This window comes from Streptomyces sp. A012304, from assembly GCF_026008495.1.
In the GTDB taxonomy this organism is placed as follows: Bacteria; Actinomycetota; Actinomycetes; order Streptomycetales; family Streptomycetaceae; genus Streptomyces.
Map to the genome: position 1 here is coordinate 24,674 of NZ_BQUN01000096.1, position 17,175 is coordinate 41,848.

Consider the following 17,175-nt stretch of genomic DNA (forward strand, 5'->3'; position numbering starts at 1 on the left):
CCACATGGATGCAGCCTGAAGGGTGAGCCAGGTGAGGTCCTCCCGTTCCCCACGTCGGTTACTGACCTTGAATGCGTGATGTCGTCATGCTGGCTGGCGCCGGAGGCCGGTGCCGGTGAGGCAGCCGTCGAGGACGTCGGGGCGGTATTGGAGCTGGCGTAGGCCGCGTCGGACGGCGGTGATCAGGTCGTCGGGGTCGGCGAAGGCGCGGTTGGCTGTGGTGGTGCGTCGCAGCACGGACCAGATGCCCTCGACCGGGTTGAGGTCGGGTGCGTAGGGCGGCAGCTGGAAGACGGTGAGCCAGTCGCGTTCGGCGATGTAGCGGCGCATGCCGGCCGTCAGATGGGTGTTGCCTTGGCAGGACGGAACGTTCGCGCCGCCGCTCGGAGCGGACGGATCGGCCACGGTGGCCGAGGCGTTCACCCGGACGTCCCCGAGCGCCGGCCGGCAGCTCGTCGTGGCGTTCCGCACGACGCACCCCGCGCACGAGGACCTGGTCCTCGGCGGAGCCCTGGAGACGGCCTGGCGCACGCTCACCGGCGCGCCGCCGGCCGGATGGGGCACCGCCGAGCCGGTCAACCTGCCGTGGTCCCCGCGTCAGTTGACCGATCTGGTTCGGGACCGGGCCCCCGATCCCACACATGTGATCGTGGTCGGGCACCCTGATCGGCCCGCACTGGCCTGGATCCGCGTCACCCGTACCACAGCGGGCGTCGAGGAAGACGTGACGCTCACTCTCGGGTACCGGCAGGACGAGGCCCTGCCCCTCGAAAGGGTCGAACCGCTCGCCGAGGCCCTCGTCGTGGAACACGGCCTCACGACGATGCTGACCTCGGTGCGCCGGGCCTCACGCGACCTCACCACGGCGCCCCGGCTTCAGGCCCCGCCCGTCCCCGTCGCCTTCACCCTGGGCGCACGGGACGTACAGGGCATCGGCCTCACCCACGCCCGTCGCCCGCCCGTGGAGGTGCGCCCCCTCGCGCTCGGTCCCGCGTCCGCCCCGGCTCTGCACTACCCGCTGGGCGACGGATCAGATGCCGGTGTGTGGACCGAGCTGCGCCACCTGGCCACGCATCTGCGGAGCGGGGTAGCCGGGGATTGAGGGAGCGTGTGTGGGGCGCGGGGGCCCGGCCGGGTGGCCGGGCCCCTTTGGGTTATTTGCCTCGGTAGGCGTTGTGGAGGGTCTGGGTCAGGGTGTTGCCCTGGTGGTCGGTCAGGGTGGCGCGGAAGGAGATGGGGCGGCCGGGGGCCGGGTTGCGGGTGAGGAAACCGGTCTTGGTGAGCTTGGCCTTCTTCCAGGTGGTGCCGTCGTGGCTGGTCTCGATGGTGAGGGACTTGAGGTTCGGGCCGGCGGCGGCGCCGAGGACGGTCACCGGTATCCGGACGACGGCTCCGGCCTCGGCCGTCGTGTCGATGTCGAGGGGCGGCGAGAAGCGGACCGCGGACAGGGGCAGTGCCTGCCGGGCGGTGGTGCGGCCGGAGGTGAAGGTCCAGGTCGCCGAGACCGTGGTGGGCGCGGCGGAGGCGCCGCCGCGGGAGGCCGTGGCCGTGAGCCGGAAGTCGCCCGGTCCCGCCGGGACGGTGACACCGTTCCAGCAGCTCAGCAGGTCAGGTGAGGAAGCGACCTCGACGCCGTCGCGGTACAGCGTGGCCGAGACGGTGTCCTCGTTGCCGTAGCCCAGGTTGCCCGCGCCGTCGCTGAGCAGGTTGAGGCATCCCGTGATCTCGTCGCCGTCGCGCCAGAGGCCCTCGCCGCTCGCGAGTGCGGGGCCGAAGATCCCGACGCCCAGGTCACGGCGGTAGGACCGGCCGGCCTCGTACCGCTGTACCGCCGCGCTGTAATCCAGCTCGGAGTACCCGGTGCTGTCGAACTGGGCCAGGCCGAGGGCCCAGTCGTGTCCCGCCGTCGTCACGTACGCCGTCGTCGTCGCGGGCAGCGCACGGGTGACGCTCGGGGTCATGATGGAGCCGAAGATGCCCGGGACGATCGGCCGGACGACGAGCGCCCCCCGCTTCCCGGGGACCGTGGCGCCCAGCCGGGAGCGGATCTCCGCCAGCTCCGTGGGCTTCGTCTCGTGTGCGAAGCCCGTCGCCAGACGGTTCACCTTGCCGCCGTGGACCAGCCGGTACTCCTTCGTGCCGTTGACGTCGAACGCGTTGAACTCCTGGTACAGAGTGCCCTCGCCGGCGAAGTCCGGACCGAGGTGGGCGGTGCGCATGGTCGCGAAGGAGGCAGCGAGCATCCCGGTCGAGGTGTTGAACTCGGGGGTGACGAGCTCGGTGAACATCTCCGCGTACACCCGTTCCGCGGCCGGGTCCGGGCCGGTGAGGTCGATCGGCTTCGCGGTGCGCGCGTCCAGGGTGACGGTCGTGTCCTTCGTGACCTCGAAGTGGGGTGCCGTGATCCGGCTGCGGACCTGGTCCGAGCCGGTGATGGTCGCGTCGAGGAAGTAGACGCCCTTCGGCAGACGTGCCGTGTACTCGCCCGTCGTGGTGACCTTCGAGTAGTCCTCGCCCGCGACGCCGGCACCGGTGAGCCCGTACAGCGACGGCGCGTAGTCGGTGGCCGGCTCGCCGTCGGCGCCGATGTGCCGGACCGTCACGTCGTACGTCTCGACCTCGCGTTCCACGGCCGCCGTCGTCCGGACGGTCTGGTCCGGGCCGCGGGCCGTCACGACGGCGGTGTACACACCGTTGACGTCGCCGCCGTGCCGGGTGTCGGCCGTCAGGGCGACCGTGGCGGTGCCGTTCGCGGGAACGGTCAGCCGCTGCGCGTCGAGCGTGAACATGTCCGTCGGCGCGGGCTTCCCGTCGGGTCCGACGGCGGCCACCGACAGGTCGAAGGTGGCCGGCTCACCGCCGAGGTTGCGGTAGGTGATCCGCTCGGTGACGGGCTTGTCGTCCGGGTGCGGGTAGGGCTGCCGGGCGAAGGCCACCGAGGTGGGTTCGGCGACCACCGTCTGCCGCAGGGCCGCGGCGGCGTCGACACGGCCGCCGCCCTCCGCGAGGGCACCCTCGCCGGCCGGGTGGGCACCGGCGACGAGCGCCGCCTTCAGCCGCGCGCCCGTCCAGTCGGGGTGCTGTTGCTTCAGCAGCGCCGCCGCGCCCGCCACATGCGGGGTGGCCATCGACGTGCCCGAGAGCGTGGCGTATCCGGGCGGCTGTTCGCCGACCTGCCCGGCGATCCGGCTGCCGGACGGCACGGCGGCGGTGATGCCCACGCCGGGCGCCGTCATGTCCGGCTTGAGGACGAGGCCGTCGGCGGTGGGGCCGCGGCCGGAGGACGGGGCGATCGCGTCGTTCTCGTCGACCGAGCCCACCGCCAGCGCCTTGGCGGCGGTCGCGGGCGATTCGACGGTGCGCGCGTCGGGGCCGTCGTTGCCCGCGGCGGCCACGACGAGGATGCCCTGCTCGGTCGAGAGCCGGTCGACGGCCTCCTCCACCGGATCGACGCCCGGCCAGTCCCGGCCGCCCAGGCTGAGGTTGACGATGTCGGCGTTCTGGGCGGCCGCCCATTCCAGGCCGGCGACGACGGCGGAGTCGCTGCCGTCCCCGTCGTCGCCGAGCACCTTCGCGTCGAGGACGCGGGCGCCCGGGGCGACGCCCTGTAACGCGCCGGCGGACGTGGCGCCCGTACCGGCCGCGATGGACGCCACATGGGTGCCGTGGCCGAATCGGTCCTTCATGTCGGGCGAGTGGGAGAAGTTCCGCTCGGCCTCCTGCCGGCCCTGGAGGTCGGGGTGCGTCTCGTCGACTCCGGTGTCGAGGACCGCGATCAGCACGCCCCGGCCGTCGTAGCCGGCCTGCCGTGCGGCGGGCACGCCGATCTGGGCCGTGCTCCGGTCGAGGCTCGCCCGGCGCACGCCGTCGAGGAAGACCCGCCGCAGCCCCGGGTCGGCCGCGCGCTGTCCGGCGAGAGCCGTGCCGGAGGGCCGGGTGAGGGTCTCCCAAAGGTCGCCCGCCGAGGCGTCGGGCACGGTGACGGCCTCGGCGCCGAGCCGGGGGAAGGAGCGGCGGACGGTGGCCCCGCCGTCCGCGCGCACCTCGGACCTCAGGCTCCGGGCCGCCTGCCGGGTGGCGCCGCTCGCGGCGTCGTCCTGGTAGCCGACGATCAGCTGGAGACCCGACGCCCGGCGCTCGCGGTACGCGGCGCCGGCGAGTTCCCCGATGTCGAACAGCCGGTCGTCGACCCGGCCCGCGTCGATGAGCGGCCGGGCGTCGAGCGGGAGGACCAGGGTGCGGTCCTTGGTCCTCTCGATCCGGACGGGTATGTTCTCGCGGCCCTCGCCGCGCTCGATCCGGACGGGTTCGCCCGCCGCGCTCACGCCCACCCGGTCACCCGTGATCAGCGTGATCCAGTCGGCCACGGTGGCGGTGCCCGTGGCGCCGGGCGCTCCCGCGGCGGTCCTTGCCGTGGCGGGCCCATCGGGACCCGGCGTAACCGCGGCGGGCCCACCGCTTCCCGGCGCGGCCGTGGCGGGCAGGGCGGTGACCGCTCCCGCGGCCAGCGCGAGCGCCGCCGCCAGGACGGCCTTGCCCGGCCCGTTGTGTCTTCTGCGCAACTGTCCCCCTCGAAGAGGTGTTTCGGGCACACGAGGGAACATGTGCCTCCACTCCGGATAGACGCGGTGAGCGGACCGGAATGTGGCACCACGGATTCGCTCCGGACTCGTCTGCAACATTTGCGGAGGGCCACCGCGTCAGTGAGGTGTAGGCCGACGCGAAGGCACCGAGGGGTGGGCATGAGAAGGTCCCGGACGTGGTCCCGGACGGATGAGTTCTTGGAGTTCGCCGCAGGACGCGCCGGGCATCTGCATCGCTCCGCGTGCCTGTTGACCAGCGGCGACACACACCTCGCCGAGGACCTGGTGCAGGAGACGCTCAGCCGGATGTACGCCCTGTGGGGCCGGATGTCCCGGATCGACAACCCGGCGGCGTACGCGCAGACCGTGCTGGTCCGTACGTTCCTCACCCAGCGTCGGCGGTACTCCGCGGCCGAACGTCCGCTGGCGGAACTGCCGGACGGACCGGACCCCCAGTACGGCGGCGATCCGGCTCTGCGGCTCGCGCTGCTCCAGGCCCTTCGGGAGCTGCCGCCCCAGGACCGGGCGGTGGTGGTGCTGCGGTACTGGGAGGACCGCAGTGTGGAGGAGACGGCCGAGGCGATGAACGTGAGTTCCACCGCCGTGCGCAGCCGGTCGAGCCGGGCGCTGGCCAAGCTGCGCGCACGGCTGGGGGGCAGCCTCACCGAACTGACCACCCCGGCCTGAAACCTCCCGCCGTCCGTTCCGCTCAACGGGACACCCCTGTCGCTCCCCGTCCGCACCCACACAGGAACTGGTAACTCCGCATGCGCTTCGAAGACGAGCTCGAAAAGGTGCTCCGCGACACGGCGGGCACCTTCACCACCGACCGGCTCTCCCTGGCGGAAGGCAGTCTCGCCCGGGGCCGCCGCAGGGTGGCCCGCCGCCGTGCCTCCGTGGTCGCCGGCAGCGCGCTGGCCGTCGCCCTCCTGGCCACGGCCGGTGTCCAGCTGGGCGGTCCGGGCGGCGGCGACGGCAAGGCCCGCGGCGGGCACGCCGCCCAGCCGCGAACGACGGACGGCGCCCGGCACTTCGCGGTCACCGACCAGGAGATCCAGAACATCCTGCGCAACGGCATGGACCGCGCCGCCATCCCCGTCGTGCGACCGAAGTGGTACGGGACGGGCAGCTCCGAGGCGGCCCGGCCCGCGACGGCCAGGCTCGACTTCGACGACAGCTGGGGCGCGGCGCGGGTCACGCTCTCGGTGCGCCGCGTCGACCCGGCCGCGCCGGACCTGAAGAAGCTGATCACCTGCCCGCCCACGCAGGGCTCGCCGTACGAGGAGTGCACGACGCAGCCCGGCAACAGGGCTGTGAAGGGGTACACCGAGGCCGGCAAGGCGGGCGGGGTCAAGAAGTGGGCGGTCACGATGCTCTCGCCCAACGGGTACCTGATCGAGGTCGCCACCCATAACGTGGCGACGAAGCGGAAGGCGAAGGACAAGCAGGACCCGGCACCCATCACCCGCAACCCCCGAATGAACCCGGGCAAGTTGCGGAGCCTGGCGATGTTCGTCGACGGCTCGTTCGACCCTGACGGCGAGCCCAACTCCTTCGGGACGGTCACACCGGGATCGCAGCCCGAGTCGGGGGACATGCTGCCCGTGCTGAAGTCCCTGCTGCCCGAGCGTCTGCGCATCGACTCGGAGGGCGGTTCCGGAGCGGAGGGGCATGTCGTGGTGGCCGACCCCAGGACCGGGGACCGGACCTACATCCAGGCCACGCGGATCGCCGGCGACAAGGAGTTCTGGAACGAGACCCTGGCCGACGGCACGAAGGTGGGCACCCTGTCGTACCCCGGCGACAAGCCGGGGGTCATGCGGCTCCGCGTCGACGCGCTCCGGCCGAACGGGCTGTGGATCTCCGTCTCCGCCTACAACGCGCCGAGCCCCACGTCCGCGAAGTCCGGCGCCAAGCCCCTGGTCACGGCCGCCGAGCTGAAGGCCGTCGTGACCAGCCGGACCTGGCTGCTCGCGCGCTAGGGCGCGTATCGGGTCGTGATCAATGAGCCGACGGCGGTACCGGCACCACGGCCTACGCCGACCCGGACAACCAGCTCACTGGAATCCTGCTCACCCAGGTCGGGATGTCCACCCCGGACTCGGCGCGGCTCATCCACGACTTCTGGACCAAGCTCTACCAGGCCATCGACCACTGACACCGAGCTCGGTGTGGCCGGTCCACATGCGCAGACCACGGGCCGGCCAAGGTGACGCCCCCAGCTCGCCACCTGCGAGGCGCTCACTTCCGCTCCCCACTTGGTTCAGGACGGGAGCGAGTGGGGCACTAGCTTCGGCTGCGGATCATCGACATCAGCAGCCCGTGGGTCTCGTCGTCGGCGGCGACCACAAGCCCACGACCTGCCTCACCAATCGGGGCACCGTCGATCCCGGTGACAACGCAGCCGGCAGCCCGGCACAAAGCGATGCCTGCCGCGAAATGCACGCTCCTGGAGAGGTCGCCGCCATCGGTGACATACGCGGCGCGCCTGCCGGCAGCCACCCAGGCCAGCGCCAGCGTCGTGGATACGACGCGCGGCCGGAAACGTTCGACGAACTCGGGGTGGGCCAGCAGATCCACGGCTCGGAACCCCGGCGCACTCGGGAACGGCGGATCCAGGTTGACGTCCACCAGTCGGGTAGCGGGCGTGGGCGTCAGCAGTGCGTCGTCGGCCCCGTCACGCCGCACCCAGGCGGTCTCCCCGTCGGTGAAGAAAACCTCGCCGCTGAACGGGTCGGCCGCGGCCGCCGCCCCATCGCGCAGCGCCACGTTCACAGCCACCAACATGTTGCCGACGGCGTAGTTCAGCGTGCCACACAGGGGATCCACCAACCACTGGCGCACACCGTCGGCGGCGCCCTGCTGCCCGCCTTCCTCGCCGAGCACCGCGTCATCGGGCCGTGCGGCACGGATGACGTCGAGGACCGTCTTCTCGGCCTCCACATCGGCGGCGGTGGCAAAGTCCCCGGCACCCTTGTCGATGCGGGTGAGCCGCCGGCCGTACATGGTGCGGACCACGTCCGCGCCGGCACGCGCCCCGGCTATGGCGACTTCAGCATCGTCGGAACTCACGTATGAGTTGATCATGTCGTGCAGACTATCGAGGCGTAGCTACTGCCCCGGCGAACCTTCCCGGTCAGAGCACTAGCGCGCCGCTCCGCGGGCTCGGGCCCGGGCCCGTCAGGCCCGCGCGTACCGGCGGGCCAGCGCGTGGAACGCCTCCTTCGGTTCCCAGTGCCAGTCGGAGGCGGGGTCGTCCGGGCGGTCCACGAGCGTCTTGGTGAGGGCGTAGCTCGCCAGGTCGACGTCGTAGCGGGGGGCGTCGGGGCGGTGGGGGGCGTCCGGGGTGACGAACTCGTAGGCCATCGCCGCGTACAGGTTCATCGACGCGAAGACGTCGACCAGGCCGGTCACGTAGGCGGCCTGGGTGCGTTCGCTGCGCACCGGGTCGCCCTTGATCTCCGCGGGGTCCTTCTCGTGGTCGACGATGTCCCAGCCCATGCCGTCCGTCTGCGGGGCACCGACGTAGGCGCAGGTGCCGAACTCGGTGATCGCCAGCGGCTTGCCCCAGCGGAGGTGGCGGCCCAGTGCGCGGACGTGACCGGCGGGGTCGGGGAAGTACCCGTAGTAGTCGATGCCGACGATGTCGAAGAGCCGCCAGTCGACCTGGTCGTCGTGGGCCGCGGCGTAGCCGAGGCGGCCGTGGAAGACCGAGCGGCCGACCGCCGCGGCCCGGGCGGTGAAGCGGTCCAGGGCGCGCTGCATCTTCTCGAAGTCGACGGTGCCGCTCTGGAGGTTGCGCACCCGCTCCAGAATCGTGTCCCCCGGCACGATCCCCGGTACGAACAGCCAGAACTCGCAGCCCACGCTGAGGTCGACGCTCGCGCCCTGCCGGCGCAGCCGCTCCGCGAACCGGCCGGTCTCCGCCAGGTGCTCCAGGATGTCCCGCTGCGGCGCGTCGCCCAGGGTCGGCTGGAGCCAGACGTGCAGTCCGCGTTCGGCGGCCTCGGCGGCGGTGGCCGTGAGGCGGTCCACGCCGTCGCCGGTGACGTCGACGGTGTCGGCGTGCAGCTCGTCGCGGATCACGCGGACGTCCCGGCGCATGCGGGTGGCGCTGAAGGCGGTGCCCGGGCGCTCCCCCGCGCCCACGGTGTAGACGACACCCCGGTGGCGCAGCCCCCGTCGTTCTCCCGTGGCCCGCGCCGCCCCGGCCGGGAGCAGCCCCCGCCGCTCGTCCGTGGCCCGCGCCGTCCCGGCCGGGAGCAGCGCCCCCGCGAGCCCGGCGGAGGCCGCCCCGGCCAGGAACTGCGCGCGGTTGATTCCCTTTTCGGTCCCCGTTTTCTCCATGGCCCCACTGTGCCGAGCCGCTTCCGGCCCCGCCGTCCGCCGATGGTCTACGGCGCCGTCACCAAGGGAGGCGGCGGGGTGACGAAAGCAGACGGCCGCGCTCGCCCCCCGTCCGGCCGCGCTCGCCCCCCCCCGGGAGCGCGGGGCGGCGAGGCCCGGTGGAGCCGTCAGGCGATGACGTCCCGCACGAACCGCTGGGCGGTCTCCGCGAGGACCTCCCGTCCGTCCCGTGCCCACAGGTCGTCGTTGAAGAGTTCGACCTCGATGGTGCCGGTGTAGCCGGCGGCCTCCACGTAACCCTTCCACTCGCGCATGTCGATCGCGCCGTCGCCGATCTGGCCCCGGCCGTTGAGGACGCCCTCCGGCAGCGGGGTGATCCAGTCGGCGAGCTGGAAGGTGTGGATGCGGCCCCCGGCACCCGCGCGGGCGATCTGCGCGGGCGCCTGGTCGTCCCACCAGATGTGGTACGTGTCCACGGTGACACCGACCTGCTGGGCGGGGAAGCGTTCCGCGAGGTCCAGGGCCTGGGTGAGGGTGGAGACCACACAGCGGTCGGAGGCGAACATCGGGTGGAGGGGCTCGATGGCGAGCCGCACACCGTGCTCCTGCGCGTAAGGGCCCAGCTCCGCCAGCGCGTCCGCGATGCGTTCGCGGGCGCCGTGCAGGTCCTTCGAGCCGGCCGGCAGGCCGCCCGAGACCAGGACCAGGGTGTCCGTGCCGAGGGTGGCCGCCTCGTCGACCGCGCGCCGGTTGTCGGCCAGGGCGGCGGCGCGCTCGTCCGGGTCGATCGCCGTGAAGAAGCCGCCCCGGCAGAGCGTCGTCACCGTCAGGCCCGCGTCGCGGACCAGCTTCGCCGTCTCCTCCAGGCCGTACGCCGCCACCGGCTCGCGCCAGAGGCCGACGTTGCCGATGCCCAGCTCCCGGCACGCCTCGACCAGTTCGGGCATCGACAGCTGCTTCACCGTCATCTGGTTGATGGAGAAGCGGGTCAGGTCACCGGTCACTGGGTCACTCCGTACAGGGCGAGCAGGGTCTTCATCCGCTCCTCGGCCAGCTTCGGGTCGGGGAACAGGCCCAGGCCGTCGGCGAGTTCGTAGGCGCGGGCGAAGTGCGGGAGGGAGCGGGCCGACTGGAGGCCGCCGACCATCGTGAAGTGCGTCTGGTGGCCCGCCAGCCAGGCCAGGAAGACCACGCCCGTCTTGTAGAAGCGGGTGGGGGTCTGGAAGAGGTGGCGGGAGAGGTCGACGGTGGGGTCGAGCAGGGCGCGGAAGCCGGCCGTGTCGCCGGTGTCGAGGACGCGTACCGCCTCCGCCGCCAGCGGGCCCAGCGGGTCGAAGATGCCCAGCAGGGCGTGGCTGAAGCCCTGCTCGTCGCCCGCGATCAGCTCCGGGTAGTTGAAGTCGTCGCCGGTGTAGCAGCGGACGCCCTGCGGCAGCCTGCGCCTGAGGTCGATCTCGCGCTGGGCGTCCAGCAGCGACACCTTGATGCCGTCGACCTTGTCGGGGTGGGCCGCGATCACCTCAAGGAAGGTGTCCGTCGCCGCGTCCAGGTCGGAGGAGCCCCAGTAGCCCTCCAGGGCCGGGTCGAACATCGGGCCCAGCCAGTGCAGGATCACCGGCTCTGAGGCCTGGCGGAGCAGGTGGCCGTAGACGTCGAGGTAGTCCTCGGGGCCCTTGGCCGTCGCGGCGAGCGCGCGGGACGCCATCAGGATGGCCTGGGCGCCGGACTCCTCGACGACGGCGAGCTGCTCCTCGTAGGCCGCGCGGACCTGCTCCAGGGTGCCGGCGGCGAGCTGGTCGGTGCCGACACCGCACGCGATGCGGCCGCCGACCGCCTTGGCCTCGGCGGCGCTGCGGCGGATCAGCTCGGCCGCGCCCGCCCAGTCCAGGCCCATGCCGCGCTGGGCGGTGTCCATCGCCTCGGCGACGCCGAGCCCGTGGGACCACAGGTGGCGGCGGAAGGCGAGGGTGGCGTCCCAGTCGACGGCGGCGGGCGAGTCGGGGGACACGTCGGCGTACGGGTCGGCGACGACGTGCGCCGCCGAGAAGACCGTACGGGAGGTGAAGGGGGTGCCGGGCGTCACCAGGAGCGGTTCGGTGCGGGGCTCGTACGTCCGCAGCGCTCCGCCGCTGTCCGGGAGTCGGATGGTCACAGCGAGATCTCCGGGACGTCGAGGCGGCGGCCCTCGGCCGAGGACTTCAGGCCCAGCTCGGCGAGCTGGACGCCGCGGGCGCCGGCGAGCAGGTCCCAGTGGTAGGGGGCGTCGGCGTAGACGTGCCGGAGGAACAGCTCCCACTGGGCCTTGAAGCCGTTGTCGAACTCGCCGTTGTCCGGGACCTCCTGCCACTGGTCGCGGAAGACCTCGGTGGCGGGGATGTCGGGGTTCCACACCGGCTTGGGGGTGGCGGAGCGGTGCTGGACGCGGCAGTTGCGCAGACCGGCGACGGCGGATCCCTCCGTGCCGTCGACCTGGAACTCCACCAGCTCGTCGCGGTTGACGCGGACCGCCCAGGAGGAGTTGATCTGGGCGATGGCGCCGCCCTCCAGCTCGAAGACGCCGTACGCCGCGTCGTCCGCGGTGGCGTCGTAGGGCTTGCCGTTCTCGTCCCAGCGCTGCGGGATGTGGGTGGCGGTGAGGGCCTGGACGGACTTCACCCGGCCGAACAGCTCGTGCAGGACGTACTCCCAGTGCGGGAACATGTCGACGACGATGCCGCCGCCGTCCTCGGCGCGGTAGTTCCAGGACGGGCGCTGGGCGGCCTGCCAGTCGCCCTCGAAGACCCAGTAGCCGAACTCGCCGCGGATGGACAGGATGCGGCCGAAGAAGCCGCCGTCGATGAGGCGCTTCAGCTTGAGCAGGCCGGGGAGGAAGAGCTTGTCCTGGACGACGCCGTGCTTGACGCCGGCCTCGTTGGCGAGTCTGGCCAGCTCCAGGGCGCCGTCCAGGCCGGTGGCGGTGGGCTTCTCGGTGTAGATGTGCTTGCCGGCGGCGATCGCCTTCTTGATGGCCTCCTCGCGGGCGGAGGTGACCTGGGCGTCGAAGTAGATGTCGACGCTGTCGTCGGCGAGGACCGCGTCGACGTCGGTGGAGACGTGCTCCAGGCCGTGCCGCTCGGCGAGCGCCTCGAGCGCGTGCTCGCGGCGGCCGACGAGGATCGGTTCCGGCCACAGCGAGACGCCGTCGCCGAGGTCGAGTCCGCCCTGCTCGCGGATGGCCAGGATGGAGCGGACCAGGTGCTGGCGGTAGCCCATGCGCCCGGTCACGCCGTTCATGGCGATACGCACCGTCTTGCGTGTCACGTCGGTCCCTTCGTAGGCGTTGTGCGTGAGTGGGTGCGCCGCACGTACGCCTCTTCCTGATCAGCGTCACAGCAAGCGCTTTCTATCTGTGGAGAAGCTAGCCTCTGACCAGCGGTTCGGACAAGACCGTGTCCATCCCGAGTTGTTCGAGGGGGCGAACAGTCGGGGTCCTGGGCCGTAAGGTCTGCTCGGCACGCCCGGAACCATGCCCCAGGTGGGGCTGTCTACGTGTGCGTACGACGAGGGACCACTAGGGACCACTAGGGACGACGAGATGCGCGACCGGAGGACGACGAGATGACGGTGACCCTGGCGGACGTGGCGGCCCGCGCGCAGGTCTCCCCCGCGACGGTGTCGCGCGTACTGAACGGGAACTATCCCGTGGCCGCATCCACCCGGGAGCGGGTGCTGCGGGCGGTGGACGAGCTGGACTACGTGCTGAACGGCCCCGCGAGCGCGCTGGCGGCGGCCACGTCCGACCTGGTCGGCATCCTGGTGAACGACATCGCCGACCCCTTCTTCGGGATCATGGCGAGCGCGATCCAGGCGGAGATCGGGGGGCCGGGCGGCAGAGCCGGCGGCGAGCGGCTGGCGGTGGTGTGCAACACCGGGGGCTCGCCGGAGCGGGAGCTGACGTATCTGACGCTGTTGCAGCGGCAGCGGGCCGCGGCGGTGGTGCTGACCGGCGGGGCGATGGAGAACGAGCCGCACGCGACGGCGGTGGCGGCGAAGCTGCGCAAGCTGGCGGAGGCGGGGACGCGGGTGGTGCTGTGCGGGCGGCCGCCGGCGCCGGACACCGGGGCGATCGCGCTGACCTTCGACAACCGGGGCGGGGGGCGGGAACTCACCGAGCACCTGATCGGGCTGGGGCACCGGCGGCTGGGCTACATCGCGGGCCCGGAGGAGCGGACGACCACCCGGCACCGGCTGGAGGGACACCGCGCGGCGCTGGTCGCCGCGGGCATCGAGGAGGACCCGCGCTGGACGGTCCACGGGCGCTACGACCGGCGGGCGGGTTACGAGGCCACGCTGGAGCTGCTGCGGCGGGACCCGTCGCTGACGGCGGTCGTCGCGGCGAACGACTCCGTCGCGCTCGGCGCGTGCGCGGCCCTGCGGGAGTCCGGGCTGCGGATCCCGGAGGACGTCTCGGTGGCGGGCTTCGACGACCTGCCCTTCAGCATCGACGCGGTGCCCGCCCTGACGACGGTGCGGCTGCCGCTGGCGGAGGCGGGGGCCCGGGCGGGCCGCATCGCCATGGGCCGCGAGGAGCCGCCGCCCGGGGGGATCGCGGTGGTGCGCGGGGAGCTGATGGTGCGGGGGTCCTCCGGGGGGCCGCGGGGCTGAACGGCTCGGCCGCTCAACCGCCCGGCGGCTCGACGGCCGACGGGCTGGCGGGCGGGTTGCGCGGGCGGGCGGGCTTACGGGCGTTTTCGCGCGCGGGCTGATGGGCGTTTTCGCGCGCGTGTGAACGGGTGGGCGGACGCGTGCGGGCGGGTTGACGGCGTGCGGGCGAACGGGCGTTTTCGCCGAAGGCCGATGAGTTTTCGTCGGACCGGCGGTCTTCCCTGGCAGACAGTGAGTGAACCGAGATCAGGAGTGCGTGCCATGCGTATCGTCGTCAGCTCGTTCATCAGCCTCGACGGGGTCGTGCAGGCGCCCGGTGCGCCGCAGGAGGACACCGACGGCGGCTTCGCGCACGGCGGGTGGACCCAGGCGTACTTCGACGAGGAGGTCGTCGGCGGGGCCTTCGACGGGGTGCTGGAGAAGGCCGACGCGCTGCTGTTCGGGCGGCGGACCTGGCAGACGATGGCTGCGGCGTGGCCGGAGCGCGCGGGGGACCGGTTCGCCGACCGGATGAACTCGATCCGCAAGTACGTCGTCTCCGGCACCCTCGGCGAGCAGGACCTGACCTGGGAGAACACGGTGCTCCTGCCCGGCGCCGAGGCGGTCGCGCGGATCCGTGAGCTGCGCGGCTCGGAGGGCGGCGATCTCGTGGTCATGGGCAGCCCCAGCCTCGTCCGCACCCTGATCGGCGAAGGCCTGGTCGACGAGCTGTTGCTGGTGCGCATGCCCGTGGTCCTCGGCGGCGGAAAGTCCATCTTCCCGACGAACGGCAGCAGGCGAGCGTTCGAGCTGCTGTCCACCACCACCGCCAAGACGGGCGCGGAGGTGTGCGTGTACCGGGCGGCGGAGGGGTAGTCGTGGGGGACGGTGCCGCCCGCCCTCCCGAGGCGAGGGGTGCACCGGGGGTGCGTGACTGGACCCGTGTGGTGGATCGGGGTGAGAGTAAGGGGCATGAAGCTCGCCTTCTCTACTCTCGGTGTTCCTGGTCTGCCTCTGGCCGAGGTGTTGCGGCTCGCGGCCGGCCATGGGTATCACGGTGTCGAACTGCGGACGCATCCGGAGGAACCGGTCCATCTCGGGCTGGGGCCGGAGGAACGGACCCAGGTCGCCGCCGCCTTCAAGGAGGCCGGGGTCGAGATCCTCGGCCTCGCGGGGTACGCGCGCGTGGCCGCGCCGGGTGCGGACGAGCCGGTGATCGAGGAGACACGTGAGCTGATCGGGCTCGCGCGCGACCTCGGCGCACCCTTCGTGCGTGTCTTCCCGGGCGGCTCCGACAGCCAGTCCCCCGCCGAGGCCGACGCGGTCGCCGCCCGTCGGCTCGGGGTCGCCGCCGAGTACGCCGCCGATCTCGGCGTGCGTGTCCTGTTGGAGACCCACGACTCGCACGGCACCGGCGCCGCCGCGATGCGGATCCTCGGCCTGGTCGGACACCGGCAGGTCGGCGCGCTGTGGGACGTGATGCACACCTGGCGCGGCGGCGAGCAGCCGCAGGAGACGTACGCCGCGCTCTCGCCGTATCTCGGCTATGTGCAGGTCAAGGACATCGCCTCGACGGAGGACACGACCCCGCTGGCGCTGGGCGCGGGCGTGCTGCCGCTCGCCGAGTGCGTGGAGGTCCTCTCACGGCACGGCTGGGACGGCTGGCTGTGCTGGGAGTACGAGAAGCGGTGGTACGAGGCCGCCGAGCCGTTGGAAGGCCTGCTGGGCGCGGGACGGCACCACCTCGCCCGGCTCCTCAACGACTCGGCGTGACCGGCGCGCGGGCGGGGACGGCGCGCGGTGGTACGGCCGGGTAGTACGGCCCTGGTCGGCACTGCCCCCAGCGGTACCGCCCGCAGCAGGACGGCCCCGCGCCGGCACGGCCCGCGACGGGCGACCTGCGGCGGACGGCGCGCGGCGGGAGGCCCGCGCTGGTACGACCCGCAGCGGCACGGCCCGGCTCGTACAGCCCGCGGCGGCGCTGCCTCCGGCAGGACGGCCCCGCGCCGGCACGGCCCACGGTGGGCGATCCCGCGGTGGCGATCCGGCGATGGGCGGTCCCGCGGTGGCGATCCGGCGATGGGCGGTCCCGCGACGGGCGGTCCCGCGGTGGGCGGGCCGTAATTGTCTGGCGGGGCGGTGGTGGTGCGGGTTAGCCTCCGCGCCGTGGATCAGCAGCCCCGGGCGCTCGACGCGCCCATCGCCGCCCCGTCGGCGTCATGAGTCTCGGCCGGACCTTCCTCGACGTTCGTCCCCTGCGTACCTCTCCCGTCTTCCGGCGGCTGCTGTTCGGGCGCACGGTGTCCACGCTCGGCGGCTTCATGACCATGGTCACCGTCATGTACCAGGTGTGGGACATGACGCACAGCGCGGTCTGGAGCGGCGCGGTCGGGCTGGCGCAGGCGCTGCCGCTGGTCGGCGTCGGGCTGTTCGCGGGGGCCTGGGTGGACCGGGCCGACCGGCGCCGCGTCTATCTGATGGCCACCGTCGGGCAGGCGGTCTGTTCGGTGCTGCTGGCCGTGCAGGGCTTCACCGGGCACGTCCCGGTGGTCCTCGTGCTGGGGCTGGTCGCGGTGCAGTCGTCGTTCGGTGCGGTCGGCGCGCCGGCGGCGGGCGTGTTCGTGCCGCGGCTGCTGCCCAAGGACCAGGTGGCCGCGGGCCTGGCCCTGAACCAGGTCACCGGCCAGGCGATGATGCTGCTCGGCCCGGCCGTCGCCGGCGTCGTCCTCGGCTGGTGGGGCATCGGTGTGTGCTACCTGCTGGACGCCCTCAGCTTCGGTCTCGCCTTCTACGGCGCCTTCGGGCTGCCCGCGCTGCCGCCCGAGGGCGAGAGGTCACGGCCCGGGCTGCACGGCGTCCTCGACGGGCTGCGCTTCCTGACCGGCCACCGGGTGGTGCGCGGCGCGCTGCTGACCGATCTGGCCGCGACCGTCCTCGCGATGCCGCTGAGTCTCTTCCCGCTGGTCAACGCGGAACGCTTCGGCGGCGATCCGCGCACCCTCGGCCTGTTTCTGTCGGCACTCGCGGTGGGCGGGGTGGCCGCGACCACGTTCTCCGGTCCGCTCACCCGGCTGGCCCGCCCGGGTCCGGTGATGCTGGGCGCCTCCGCCACCTGGGGTGCGTCCCTCGCCCTGTTCGGCCTGACGTCCAGCGCCTGGGCGGGGCTCGGGATGCTGGTGGTGGCCGGCGCGGCGGACTCGGTGGCCGTGCTGTCCCGGACGACGATCGTGCAGACCCGCACCCCGGACGCGCTGCTGGGCCGGGTGACGGCGGCCGAGACCATCGTCGGGCAGGCCGGCCCGCATCTCGGCGGTCTGCGCGGCGGTGTGGTGGCGGGCTGGACCTCGGGCGCGACCGCGCTGGTCACGGGCGGGCTGCTGTGTCTGCTCGCGGTGGCGGCGGTGGGCGCCGCGACACCGGAGCTGCGGGCGGTCCGGCCGGGGAAGCCCTCTGCCCAGGAGCCCGAGGAGCCGCCGGCCACCGCTCCGGCCGGACCGTGAACGCCGTGTCCGCGTCCAGGCACCACTCCAGTGGATCCGGTGCCGGCGGTGGTGCGGGAGGGACTGCGGGCGGCGGCCTCCCGGGCGGCGAGCCGCTGAGGGCGGCCCGGCCGTAATTCGCT

General features: G+C 73.0%; 13 protein-coding genes and 2 pseudogenes. 8 read left to right on the forward strand and 7 right to left on the reverse strand.

The window, feature by feature from the left end; all coding sequences use genetic code 11:
• Positions 1-84: 84 nt before the first annotated feature.
• Positions 85-351: pseudogene (locus ALMP_RS21110) on the reverse strand (transposase); the annotation flags it as partial.
• A 55-nt stretch (positions 352-406) separates the two neighbouring features.
• Between ALMP_RS21110 and ALMP_RS21115 the strand changes: the two are divergent.
• Positions 407-1,102 (forward strand): DUF6177 family protein, encoded by a 696-nt coding sequence (locus ALMP_RS21115; protein ID WP_309299510.1) that lies wholly within the window; start codon positions 407-409, stop codon positions 1,100-1,102.
• Positions 1,103-1,154: 52 nt separating this feature from the next.
• On the opposite strand, the gene ALMP_RS21120 is transcribed toward ALMP_RS21115, so the two are convergent.
• Positions 1,155-4,562, reverse strand: coding sequence for a S8 family peptidase (locus tag ALMP_RS21120; protein ID WP_264930616.1), 3,408 nt, complete (start codon positions 4,560-4,562; stop codon positions 1,155-1,157).
• 180 nt (positions 4,563-4,742) lie between these two features.
• Between ALMP_RS21120 and ALMP_RS21125 the strand changes: the two genes are divergently transcribed.
• From ALMP_RS21125 to ALMP_RS21135, 3 genes and pseudogenes are all read left to right on the forward strand, one after another.
• Entirely contained in the window at positions 4,743-5,270 is a 528-nt protein-coding gene (locus ALMP_RS21125; protein WP_264930618.1) for a SigE family RNA polymerase sigma factor, read from the forward strand.
• 80 nt (positions 5,271-5,350) lie between these two features.
• Positions 5,351-6,565 (forward strand): hypothetical protein, encoded by a 1,215-nt coding sequence (locus ALMP_RS21130; RefSeq protein WP_264930621.1) that lies wholly within the window; start codon positions 5,351-5,353, stop codon positions 6,563-6,565.
• 29 nt (positions 6,566-6,594) lie between these two features.
• Positions 6,595-6,741, forward strand: a pseudogene (locus ALMP_RS21135) (serine hydrolase); the annotation flags it as partial.
• Between the two features lie 128 nt (positions 6,742-6,869).
• On the opposite strand, the gene ALMP_RS21140 reads toward ALMP_RS21135, so the two are convergent.
• The 5 genes from ALMP_RS21140 to ALMP_RS21160 form a co-directional block, all read right to left on the reverse strand.
• Entirely contained in the window at positions 6,870-7,670 is an 801-nt protein-coding gene (locus ALMP_RS21140; RefSeq protein WP_264930622.1) for an inositol monophosphatase family protein, read from the reverse strand.
• A gap of 93 nt (positions 7,671-7,763) precedes the next feature.
• A complete protein-coding gene (locus tag ALMP_RS21145) occupies positions 7,764-8,930 on the reverse strand; it encodes an abortive phage infection protein (RefSeq protein WP_264930626.1) in 1,167 nt (388 codons plus the stop codon).
• Between the two features lie 167 nt (positions 8,931-9,097).
• Positions 9,098-9,898, reverse strand: coding sequence for a sugar phosphate isomerase/epimerase (locus tag ALMP_RS21150; RefSeq protein WP_264930960.1), 801 nt, complete (start codon positions 9,896-9,898; stop codon positions 9,098-9,100).
• A 32-nt stretch (positions 9,899-9,930) separates the two neighbouring features.
• Entirely contained in the window at positions 9,931-11,082 is a 1,152-nt protein-coding gene (locus ALMP_RS21155; protein ID WP_264930627.1) for a dihydrodipicolinate synthase family protein, read from the reverse strand.
• Entirely contained in the window at positions 11,079-12,230 is a 1,152-nt protein-coding gene (locus ALMP_RS21160) for a Gfo/Idh/MocA family protein (RefSeq protein WP_264930629.1), read from the reverse strand. Before ALMP_RS21160 ends, ALMP_RS21155 begins: the two co-directional genes overlap by 4 nt.
• Before the next feature lie 297 nt (positions 12,231-12,527).
• On the opposite strand from ALMP_RS21160, the gene ALMP_RS21165 reads away from it, so the two are divergent.
• The 4 genes from ALMP_RS21165 (at position 12,528) to ALMP_RS21180 (ending at position 17,053) form a co-directional block, all read left to right on the forward strand.
• Positions 12,528-13,574, forward strand: a complete 1,047-nt coding sequence (locus ALMP_RS21165) for a LacI family DNA-binding transcriptional regulator (RefSeq protein WP_264930631.1) — start codon at positions 12,528-12,530, stop codon at positions 13,572-13,574.
• A 261-nt stretch (positions 13,575-13,835) separates the two neighbouring features.
• A complete protein-coding gene (locus ALMP_RS21170) occupies positions 13,836-14,429 on the forward strand; it encodes a dihydrofolate reductase family protein (RefSeq protein WP_264930633.1) in 594 nt (197 codons plus the stop codon).
• A 96-nt stretch (positions 14,430-14,525) separates the two neighbouring features.
• On the forward strand, positions 14,526-15,326 hold the full coding sequence (locus ALMP_RS21175; RefSeq protein WP_264930634.1) for a sugar phosphate isomerase/epimerase: 801 nt from the start codon (positions 14,526-14,528) through the stop codon (positions 15,324-15,326).
• A 446-nt stretch (positions 15,327-15,772) separates the two neighbouring features.
• Positions 15,773-17,053, forward strand: a complete 1,281-nt coding sequence (locus ALMP_RS21180; protein WP_264930635.1) for an MFS transporter — start codon at positions 15,773-15,775, stop codon at positions 17,051-17,053.
• Positions 17,054-17,175: the final 122 nt, after the last annotated feature.